The sequence below is a fragment of the Vibrio sp. 1-Bac 57 genome, from assembly GCF_037546855.1.
GTDB lineage: Bacteria > Pseudomonadota > Gammaproteobacteria > Enterobacterales > Psychromonadaceae > Psychromonas.
Genome location: NZ_JALAAC010000021.1, coordinates 63,885 through 75,294, shown reverse-complemented (window position 1 = coordinate 75,294; position 11,410 = coordinate 63,885). Strand labels below are relative to the sequence as shown.

Genomic DNA, 11,410 nt, shown 5'->3' with positions numbered 1-11,410 from the left:
CAGTCTCCCGATAAATTCGATGTTATCGCTGCTTGGCATCCGCGCTACAGTGAAGATGCGTTGCAACGTTGGGTGATATCAATGCTTCAAGCTGAGTCATAGATATTAATCTTCGAGTGAGCGCTTCAGTGGCAAAGTTGACTCTTTATTTGGAAAAATATACTTAGGAATTAGGACTTTTTTTGAAAAACTGATAAAGAGTTATTAATGCTAAAATTATTAGCAAACTTACTGAAACTCAGTTGGTTAACTTCAGTCGTGAGTTGGTAGGGGGATAAACTGGGGGAATGTTTTTTTAAATTAAATCTTTACTATTAATGATTTATTTTTATCGGCGGTATGATGTAAATTCTGGCTGTATAAATCGTCTACTTCATCGTTGCTTGACGACGGAGCAGTTATATCTGATCTAATACTTACCGAATGATTGTTTTAGCAGTGGCTATCCTAAGTGACTCTTTATAAGCCATTTACTACTTAAATCAGTCATTCTATTTTTGTCATTTTGATTGTATGCAGGTAATAGATGCAATCACTATGACCCTATAAACAAAACCATCTTTCCCTGTTATATATTTGTTTACTTGAGGCAAAAATTTACTACCTACTTATCAGCTTTATATTATCAAACCCAATAAATCGATATTGAATAATATAATGCTCAATGCTTAGAGGTGACGGTGTTGTTGAACACTATAAAACTCAATAGCAACTCTAGTTAATTAATGTTTTCTTATCGTTAAGTGTTATTTATGAATTCTATCCATTCATGTACCTCTCATAAAATATCACTCAACACAGTACCGGAAGCTAACAAGGCTAGGTTAAGCTTTAGAAACAACTTTATTCATTTCCATCAATATTTAACAAAATCTCGTTAAATGTTGATTTTCATGAGGTATTGGTGTGTCAGTACCTCTCGTCCATTCCCTTAATTTAAGCCTATTTCCTGTGCATTATTTATTTGTATTTTTAGCTAATTGAGTGATTGCTAATTACCATGCAGTTGTCTATATTTGCAACGTTTCTTACCCTTTAATTGGATGACAATCTTGTCTAAAAAATCTGTGTTTTGTTCTTTTGGTACCTTACTTGGTTATGCACCAGGTGGCGTTGCGGCTTATTCTAGCGACTATGATAGTGCGAGTGATATTGACTATCCTAAGCGCAGTGCTTTTCGTCATTATGTCGACGGTATTTATATGGGCTATAAATGGCAATGTGTTGAGTTTGCGCGTCGCTGGATGTATAAAAATTATGGGTATATTTTTGATGATGTGTCCATGGCTTATGAAATTTTTAACTTACGTTCAGTGCGTGATATAGCATCCAACACACGCTTACCTTTACAAGCTTTCAGTAATGGGAGTAAACGTCATCCGGAGCCGGGTTGTTTATTAATTTGGGAACAAGGTGGTGAGTTTGAACAAACAGGGCATGTTGCTATTGTTACGGAAGTCTTCTCGGATAAAATTCGTATTGCAGAACAAAACCTTGACCATAGCGTTTGGCCAGAGGGAAGAAATTATAGCCGTGAATTAGTGGCGACTATTAGTGACGATGGTGAGTATTGGCTTGCTTGTTCATTTAACGATGCATTGATTTTAGGCTGGATGATACAAACCGAAGATGAAACTAATGCAGAGGTGAGCGAAGAGATTAATAAGCAGTTGTTTGCTTTATCCAGTCATTACGCTAAACCAATTGTTGGGCAACAAAAATCCTGGTTAAATGTGGCTAATAAAGATGAAGCTGCTTATGTAAAAGCTTTGCATGGTCATAAGTTAAGCGCGGTTGCTGCGGACCAATATCGTTATTATGTGTTATCAGATACTGCGCAGGATACGCTACGCCGTGCCACTAATGAGTTACATGGTTTATTCATGCACGCGACGGATTATGTGCTAGATAATGAACAATTATTGGATAAATTTAATTTACCTCGCGCTTTGTTACCTAAGATCCGTCAGTCCTGGGATAATCGTTTAAATCAATTGATCACGAGTCGTTTTGACTTTTCCATGACAACGCAGGGGTTAAAGGTTTATGAATACAACTGTGATTCGGCATCCTGTTATATGGAAGGTGCTAAAATTCAGGGGAAATGGGCTCAACATTATGATGTGCATGAAGGAGAGGATGCGGGTAAGGATTTATTTAAGCAACTGGTGCATGCTTGGCAAAAAAGTCAGGTAAAAGGCCTTGTACATATTCTTCACGATGTTGATCCTGAAGAGAAATATCATGCTTTATTTATTCAACAAACTTTAAAAGCGGCAGGTATTGATAGTCGTTTGATTGAAGGTATTGACTCCTTGATATGGGATGAGTTGGGCAATGTGGTTGATGCGCAAGGGGATGTGTTGCATTGGGTTTGGAAAACATGGTCATGGGAAACGGCGTTAGATCAAATTCGCTTAGAGTGTGAATCTGATGATACGTCATCTGAAAATTTTGAGCCTTTATCTAAAAAAGGTAAAACACCACGACTTGCTGATGTTTTATTGCATAAAAATATTATGATTTTTGAACCTTTATGGACATTAATCCCAAGTAATAAGGCAATTTTACCCGTGTTGTGGTCATTATTCCCAAATCACCCATTATTATTGCAGGCAGACTTTGTATTAAACGAAGATTTACAGGCTAGTGGATATGTCAGCAAACCGATTGTTGGGCGTTGCGGCGCTAATATTCAATTAGTTGATGAAGAGCAAGGCGTGCTTGAAGCAACGGGAGGTAAATTCGCAGCTCAAGATAATATTTATCAAGCATTGTTTCCGTTACCTTTAGTGGATGGCTACTATGTACAAGTTTGTACGTTCACCGCTGCGGGTAAATATGCAGGCAGTTGTTTACGCGTGGACTCATCAATGATTATTAGTAAAGACAGTGATTGTTTAGCGTTACGCTTTGTTAATGATGAGGATATTTTGCAATCATAATAGGTTGTCTTATTATTGCTTTATTTCTCTTAAGCTCACTTCGGTGGGCTTTTTTTTTAGCTTGTATTTACCATATTAGTTTATGCAGATCCTATTAACGATGAGAGTGTCATCAGTCATATTCCAATGTTCAGTCAATAAATGTTAAAAATGAAAATAAACATGAGATTGGAACAATTTATGAGGTCATCACTTAACTACATCATCAATCTTTTCAAGTGTTGATTTTTAGTTTTACACCTCTCAAAGCCTTGCTACTAGTGTGGTTATGATGTTCTTCGATATTTTAAGTTACGGAAAGTGACAAAAGTTTTTTTTGTAAAGGTCTAATGAAGGATTTTTTCATGTTTTTTGTGCTCTGATAAACGCTTATTAACTTATTGTATTGTGTATTTATTTATTTGACATAGCCTTAGCCCTGCAAGCTACTTCAGGTCATTAGACAGGTTATATTATGAATATAAAATTGAATCAAAAATCAGATATCTTAGAACAAATCTTCTCGCGATTAAAAGCACATTTCCCAACACGCGAACAATCTCTCCTACAAAGTTTTATTAATGCTATTTATCGTGATGTTAGCATTGTTGATTTAGCCACTATCAGCCCAGATGATTTATCTGGCTTAACGGTTTCATTGTGGCGAGAAGTGCATCAATGGAAAGGTGAAACAGCCAAAGTAAAAGTATTCAACCCTGATGTTGAGCAGGACGAGTGGCAATCTAGCCATACCGTTATCAGTGTATTAAGCCGTAATATTCCGTTTGTTATTGATACGGTAAAAATAACATTAAACAAACAGAACACTAAATTACATCGTATTTTTTATAGTGAAATACACAGTGAGCGTGGTGCTTCTGGCAAGTTGAAAAAATTAAATACAGACAATGATACTGAGCTGTTGTTATATATTGAAATTGACCAAACAACGTCATCGACAGAGCGCGCTAAAATTCAAAAAAGCTTGGAGAAGGCATTAGCGAATGTATCGCAAGTGGTTGATGATTATCATCAGATGATCGACAAAGTAAAAGGGGCTATTGCAACCAGTAAAAAAGCTGTCAGCGCTATCGCATCAAAATCTGACTTTACTGAGCAACAAACTTATTTGGATTGGATGGCTGACGACCACTTTACTTTCCTCGCTTGTGATCAATTTACAGTTAAAGATAATGTAATTTCTATTGTTAAAGATAGCCAGTTAGGTTTATTAAAACACAAAGATTTTATGCAAGATAAAGCACAGTTTGACTGTGTACAAGAGTTACAAGATCCTTCTTTATTGCACTTTAGTAAAGCGTCACAACGTGCCATGGTGCATCGTATTGCTTACCCTGATGTTGTATATGTGAAACAGTTTAATAAACAAGGGGTATTAATTGGCGGACTTCGTTTTATAGGCCTTTATACTTCATCTGTTTATAGTGGTAGCCCGTTAGGTATTCCTGTTATACGTCAAAAAATCAGTAATATATTAGCGCAATCGGGATTAAGTCTCGGTGGGCATTATTACAAAGAGTTAACGCAAATATTATCGACCTATGCGGTTGAAGATTTATTGTTATGTGATGAAAAAACGTTACTTCATAATGTTATCGAAGTTTTACATGCGCAGGAAAGAAAACAGCTTAAATTGTTCTTAAGAACTGACGGTAATAAACGCTTTGTTACTGCTTTGTTGTATGTTCCTCGTGATGTTTACAATACTGAAGTTAGACTTAAATTTGTCGAGTTATTATCACGTACTATGCCAATCGCTGACAGTGACTTCCAAACCTATTTAAGTGAATCAAACCTTGCACGTTTACGTTTAGTGATCCACTTGGATAAAGCCTATGAAGGTGAGTTAGAAGTTGATGCTATCCAGTTGCGTATGCAACAAATCACTAAAGCGTGGCATGAAGAGTTACAAGATTCATTGTTTGAACAGTATGGTGAAGAAACAGCAGTAAAACTGACTCGTAAATATCAATCTGCTTTCCCAAGTAGTTACCAAGAAAGCTTTAGCTCTCGTGTTGCAGTAGCAGATATTGACCGTATTGAATCGTTATATTTATCACCAGAACGTTCAATGGCTTTGCGTTTCTATCGCTCAATTGAAGCGAATAACAGTGGTCTAAAATTAAAACTTTTCCATCAAGATGGCGCATTATTATTATCGGATCTTATCCCTATTTTAGAAAACTTAGGGTTACAAGTTGCGCAAGAGTACCCTTATCAAGTATGCCCAGTGGGTGAGAATACCTTCTGGTTATATGATTTCACTTTATTGTATGTTGGCGATAATGGTTTTGACCCTGAAAACTTCCGTCATCTATTTTCCGATGCTTTTTTAGCTGTTTGGTATTCAAAAGCAGATAACGACCCATTTAATAAATTGATTTTAGGTGCCGGTATTGATTGGCGTGATATCGCTATGTTACGTGCCTATGCAAAATACTTAAAACAAATTCGTTTCGGTTTTAGTCATTTTGCAATGGCAAAAACATTGCTTGAACATAGCGGTTATGTAAAACAAATCGTGAGCTTATTTCATGCTCGTTTTAATCCTGAGCTTAAAGTTAGCATCGAAAAACAAGCACAATTAGAAAACGATATTTTAGAATCTTTAAACGAGGTTAGTAACCTTAATGATGACAGGGTACTTCGTAAGTTTGTTGAGTTGATTATGGCGACCATTCGTAGTAATTATTTTCAACAAGAAGGTGGGCAATTTAAAGATTACATCAGCTTTAAATTCGACCATAAAAAAATCAGTGAAATTCCATTACCACGCTTAAGTTATGAAGTGTTTGTCTATTCACCTCGCTTTGAAGGTGTACATTTACGTGGGGGTAGTGTTGCACGTGGTGGATTACGTTGGTCTGACCGTGGAGAAGACTACCGTACTGAAGTTTTAGGCCTGGTAAAAGCACAGCAAGTTAAAAACTCTGTGATAGTACCGGTTGGCGCAAAAGGTGGCTTTGTTGCTAAGTATTTAACGCCTGCCATGGATCGCGATACATTTATGCAAGAAGGTATTGCGTGTTACAAGATGTTCATTAGCGCGTTACTGGATATTACGGATAACCTTGAAGCGGGTAATTTAATCCCACCACAACAAGTGGTGCGCTACGATAATGATGACCCTTATTTAGTGGTCGCTGCTGACAAAGGAACTGCAACTTTCTCTGATATTGCTAATGAGTTAGCAACCGATAGAAACTTCTGGCTAAACGATGCTTTTGCATCGGGTGGCAGTAACGGGTATGACCATAAAAAAATGGGGATCACTGCAAAAGGTGCTTGGATTAGTGTGCAACGTCATTTCAGAGAGTTAGGGATTAACGTTCAAGAACAACCTATTACCGCGATTGGTATTGGCGATATGGCTGGCGATGTATTTGGTAATGGCATGCTATGTTCTAAGAAGATTAAATTATTAGCGGCCTTTAACCATTTACACATCTTTATTGACCCGAACCCTAAAGATTTAGATGCGAGCTTTGAAGAGCGCCAACGTTTATTTGATACACCAAGAACGAGCTGGGCAGATTATAACGCTAAGCTGATTTCTGCTGGTGGTGGCATTTTTGAACGTTCAGCTAAATCTATTACAGTTACACCTGAAATGGCTAAAGCCTTTGCTATTAAAGCCGGCAAAGTAACACCGACGGAATTGATTTCGTTATTGCTTAAAGCGTCTGTTGACCTGTTATGGAATGGCGGTATCGGTACGTATGTTAAGAGTAAGCAAGAAAGCCACGCTGATGTAGGCGATAAAGCGAATGATAATCTACGTGTTAATGGTGCAGAATTACGCTGTAAAGTGATTGGGGAAGGTGGCAACTTAGGCATGACACAAAGTGCGCGTATTGAGTATTCGTTAAACGGTGGGCAGTGCTTTACCGATGCGATTGATAATGCGGCAGGGGTTAACTGTTCGGATTTAGAAGTTAACATTAAAATCTTATTGGATAAATTAGTATCAAAAGGCGATTTAACCGTTAAGCAGCGTAATGTTTGGTTACAAAATATGACTGGGCAAGTTTCTGAATTGGTATTGCATAATAATTACCGTCAAGCACAAAGCATTAGCCTGTCTTATAAAAATGGGGATAAATGTATTGAAGAGTACCGCGGTTTAATTGATAGCCAAGAAGAAAAGGGTAAATTAAATAGAGCGTTAGAGGTTATCCCAAGTGATGAAACTATCACTGAACGTAAAAATGCCGGTCTTGGTTTAATGCGTCCATGTATTTCAGTTTTATTGTCCTATGCAAAAAATGAAATGAAAGAGCAACTGGCTAAGGCTCGAATTGCAGAAGATGGTTATTTAGCAAAAGAAGCAGAGAAAATATTCCCAGCTGAATTAGTTAAATCCTATAAGAATGAAATACATGAGCATCCGCTATTGTCTGAAATTGTTGCTACTCAAGTCAGTAATGATTTGTTTAATGTGATGGGAGCAACGTTTGCTCATCGTATTATGGCTAGCACCGGTTGTTCGTTCTTAGAGCTTGCAAAATCTTGGGTTATTGCGCGTGATATTTTCAATCTACCTGAATTATTGGAAGAGATTGAATCACTTGATAATCAAATTGATAATGCCGTTCAAGCGAAACTTAGCAATCGATTAATGCGTATGGTACGCCATGCTTCACGTTGGATTGTGAGACGACATAGAGATCAACTTGATTGTGCATGCTTGATTAAAAAGTATAAATCTTCATTACATGCCGTTAAAGCTAACTTACCTCAGTTACTGAGTGAGCGTGGTTTACAGCAGCGTCAACGAGAATTGGATAGTGTTACAAAAGAAGGTGTACCAGCAGCATTGGCTGAGAAATTATCAAATACTGAGCAGTCATATGCACTGTTAAATATTATTGATGTCGCGAATAAATTGAAAATTGATCCTCAATTAGCTGCACATGTTTTCTTCCATTCTGAAGAGAAGTTAAAGCTAGCTGATATTTCTTCGCAGTTGAACTTGTTACCGGTTGATAGTCATTGGCAGTCACTAGCAAGAGAGGCGATGCGTGATGATTTAGAGTGGCAACAAAAGCGTATCACCAGAGCGATTTTATTAACCTTAGAAGGTAAAGATGTTGAAAAAGCTTATGTTGATTGGGAGTCCCAACATCAGAGCTTAGCGACTCGCTGGCACAAAATGGCCGAAGCATTATCGGCGGTAAGCATGCCTGAGTTTAGTATGTGTCAGGTTGCGTTAAGGGAGTTATTAGATTTATCTAAAAGTTAACCTTTATCGTTGAGCGCTATGAGTTCAGGCTTTTATAGCTCAGTTAATACAGCTCAACTTATCTTATATAGTTATGATTATAGTTATAGTTATAGTTATAGTTATAGTTATAGTTAATAGAGTTAAAGCTAAAAAGCGATGTGAATAATCACATCGCTTTTTTTATAGGTGTTTTTCGCTAGGGCTTGCTGTATAAGATCAAAAGCTTATTAACCACGAAGGCATGGTTTAGCGAAACCTGATTAAACTCGAAGATATAAATCGGTAAAGATCAAAAGCGGTAACCACGAAGTCACGAAGATTAGAGAAGATAAGGCCAAAAAACGCCTTAAACACGAAAGGGCTAAGGAATTTAAGGTCAAAAGCTGTTTGACCACGAAGGCACGAAGAGTAGAGAAGGTAAGGTCAAAAACAGGTTAAAGACATAGCAGAAAAAGGTAGAAGCCAAAAACAAGTGAAATAGTCGAGTTTGTTGGTTTTTAAACCTCCCATTTTTTTACTTCATATCCTTCGTGAAGCGCAGCGCTTCGTGGTGATTATCTTTAAAGTCAAAAGCTGTTTAACCACGAAGGCACGAAGAATAGAGAAGGAAAGATCAAAAATAGGTTAAGCAAAAGCAAAGCAGAAAAAGATAAGAACCAAAATAAATAAAATGACTAGTTTTATTAGCTTTTAAACTTCCTATTTTTCTTACTTCGTGTTCTTTGTGAAGCGTAGCGCTTCGTGGTTAAATGCTTTTATCTTTTGCTTTATTCACTTTTAGCTTTTTCGGCTATTTTCTTAAGGATAAACGCGCTGCCTACAAAAGCGAAGCTTGCTGTGACCATGGTTGATGCGCCAAAGCCACTGGCACAATCCATCTTCATATTACCGTCTGACTCTGCTTTTTCTTTGCATACTTCCCCATTCATATCCGGGTAACTTAATTGCTCCGTTGAGAAGACACAGTTGATACGAAATTTACGTTTGGGGTTGGTGGTAAAGTTGAAGTGTCGACGTAACTCTGAGCGCACTTTTGCCGCCAGCGGATCTTGGATTGTCCTGGCTAAATCGGTTACTTGGATTTGTGTTGGATCTAACTGGCCACCGGCACCGCCACAGGTGAGCAAAGGATATTTATTACGTTTGCAATGCGCCACCAAAGCGACTTTGGCATGAATACTATCAATGGCATCAAAGATGTAATCCATGTCCTTAGACAAATATTCAAAACAGTTTTCTTTATCAATAAAGTCATCAATACAATTAACAATAATATCTGGATTAATTTGTTTGCAGCGCGCTGCCATCACTTCAATTTTTTGCTGGCCAACGGTTTCCGCCAATGCATGTACTTGGCGATTAGTATTCGTGACACACAGGTCATCCATATCGATTAATGTGATTTTTCCAATACCTGAACGGGCTAATGATTCAACAACCCAAGAGCCAACGCCACCAATTCCAATCACACAGATATGACTGTTTTGGAATTTTTGTAGTGCAGTGGTGCCATATAGACGTTTTATCCCACCAAAGCGGTTCTCGTATTGTTCGTTCATGGTTCGCTCTTATTGATTTTTGAAAGGCGGATTATACGTACTGTTAATGAATATGCAAAAAAACACGCGTCATTATTTAACCATTAACCTCGACAATAGTTGTAATAACAATGCGAACAATTCAACACTAAATAGTGAAGCCTTCGTGATAACCGCGTGATATCTCATGGGCATACTCTCTCCATCAACCCAGTAAACAATATTCAAAACAATATTCAAAACAATATTCAAAACATATTTAAATATAAATAATTCATTTACGATTAAAGGGAGTTTTTTCATGTCAAACAAGCATCTTATTGCCGCAGGCTTTGCAGGTTTATTTAGTGTAGCAAGCCAAGCGCAAGACTTAACTATCACACTGGTTAATTTAACCCAAGGTATTAGCTTTACACCTGTTATTGCCGCAGCACATGATTCACAAGCTGCTATTTTTCATTCAGCTGAAGCTGCCTCTGATGAACTACAAGCATTAGCTGAGGGCGGAAGTATCGACGGAGTGAACGTATTATTAAGTGGTTACGGTGCGGATATTGTTACTAATTCCGCTGGTGGTTTATTAGGATCAGGTGCTAACACTGAGTTCACTTTAACTAATAGTGACGGTAATGATTACCTTTCTTTAGCGGCCATGATGCTGCCAACTAATGATGGTTTTGTTGGTTTAGATAGCTGGAAGATACCCACTCAAGCGGGTACTTATACTGTGCTATTAAATGCCTACGACGCAGGCACAGAAGCAAATGATGAAATTATTAGTAATGTACCCAATCCTATTGGGATAACGTCAACGGGCGCATCGGGTGTGACCGCTGAAATAGGTAATAGCAATGTCCATATCCATCCTGGAGTGATTGGTGATTCTGACTCTGATGCCGGTATCAGTGACTTTGACAGCCGTGTACATCGTTGGTTAAATCCTGTCGCAAAGTTGACCGTTGTTGTCGAATAAGGAGGCTTTAATGATTAAATTGACTAAAGTCGCGTTGGCGACAACGGCCGCTCTCATATTAGTGGCCTGTGATGACAATACGAATTCCGCTACAGTAACTACAACGCCTGTAACGTATCAAGTAACCCTAAGTAATTTAACCAATGGTCAGCCTATTTCACCACCAGCGTTGATCTTACATAATAGCGGTGAACTATGGCGTGTTGGAGAGACCGCTTCCGATGCCTTAGAACTATTGGCTGAATCGGGCGATAGTAGCCAGTTACAAAGTAGCAGCATAGTCACAAGCTCTGCACAGAGTACTGGACCTGTATTACCCGGCGAGACAACAACGGTAACTGTTTCTTATACTAACACGGTGAGTTATTTGTCATTTGCGAGTATGTTAGGTAATTCAAATGATGCGTTTACAGGTCTTAATAAAATAGCGTTAGAAAGCCTTGCTGTTAATGATTCAGTGACTTATCGCACATTGGCTTACGACGCTGGTACAGAAGCGAACAGCGAAAGTGCAGAAACTGTTCCTGGCCCAGCAGCTGGTGGGGAAGCTTATAATCCTGATCGCGATGATAGAAACAACTTTGTAGCGATGCATGCTGGTATTGTCAGTGGTGATGATGGTTTGAGTACCTCCGTTCTCACTTATCAGCAGAAGTTCGATAACCCTGTGATGTCTGTTACTATTACACGCATTAAATAAACCATTAAAGCCTATTTGTTGTAGCTAAGT

5 protein-coding genes and 1 pseudogene are annotated in these 11,410 nt (G+C 38.1%); 5 read left to right on the top strand and 1 reads right to left on the bottom strand.

Features of this window, described 5'->3' with window-relative positions; genetic code table 11:
* From MT391_RS13960 to MT391_RS13950, 3 genes and pseudogenes are all read left to right on the top strand, one after another.
* Positions 1-102, top strand: a pseudogene (locus tag MT391_RS13960) (LysR family transcriptional regulator); the annotation flags it as partial.
* A gap of 950 nt (positions 103-1,052) precedes the next feature.
* The gene (gene gss / locus MT391_RS13955) at positions 1,053-2,945 is read left to right on the top strand and encodes a bifunctional glutathionylspermidine amidase/synthase (protein WP_499442845.1); all 1,893 of its coding nucleotides are present in this window, start codon (positions 1,053-1,055) and stop codon (positions 2,943-2,945) included.
* A gap of 454 nt (positions 2,946-3,399) precedes the next feature.
* The gene (locus MT391_RS13950) at positions 3,400-8,187 is read left to right on the top strand and encodes an NAD-glutamate dehydrogenase (protein ID WP_499442846.1); all 4,788 of its coding nucleotides are present in this window, start codon (positions 3,400-3,402) and stop codon (positions 8,185-8,187) included.
* Between the two features lie 749 nt (positions 8,188-8,936).
* Here the strand turns inward: MT391_RS13950 and tcdA are convergent.
* Complete coding sequence (gene tcdA, locus MT391_RS13945; protein WP_166373003.1) at positions 8,937-9,728, bottom strand: tRNA cyclic N6-threonylcarbamoyladenosine(37) synthase TcdA; 792 nt, start codon at positions 9,726-9,728, stop codon at positions 8,937-8,939.
* A 280-nt stretch (positions 9,729-10,008) separates the two neighbouring features.
* Here tcdA and MT391_RS13940 point away from each other — a divergent pair, with 280 nt between their 5' ends.
* Positions 10,009-10,680 (top strand): spondin domain-containing protein, encoded by a 672-nt coding sequence (locus MT391_RS13940; protein ID WP_499498620.1) that lies wholly within the window; start codon positions 10,009-10,011, stop codon positions 10,678-10,680.
* Between the two features lie 10 nt (positions 10,681-10,690).
* The gene (locus MT391_RS13935; protein WP_499498618.1) at positions 10,691-11,380 is read left to right on the top strand and encodes a spondin domain-containing protein; all 690 of its coding nucleotides are present in this window, start codon (positions 10,691-10,693) and stop codon (positions 11,378-11,380) included.
* Positions 11,381-11,410 lie beyond the last annotated feature (30 nt).

What these genes read in the sequence shown, in the direction of transcription:
- MT391_RS13950 (WP_499442846.1), top strand. Translation starts at nt 3,400, where the DNA reads ATGAATATAAAATTGAATCAAAAATCAGATATCTTAGAACAAATCTTC.
- MT391_RS13940 (WP_499498620.1), top strand. Translation starts at nt 10,009, where the DNA reads ATGTCAAACAAGCATCTTATTGCCGCAGGCTTTGCAGGTTTATTTAGT.
- tcdA (WP_166373003.1), bottom strand. Translation starts at nt 9,728, where the DNA reads ATGAACGAACAATACGAGAACCGCTTTGGTGGGATAAAACGTCTATAT.
- MT391_RS13935 (WP_499498618.1), top strand. Translation starts at nt 10,691, where the DNA reads ATGATTAAATTGACTAAAGTCGCGTTGGCGACAACGGCCGCTCTCATA.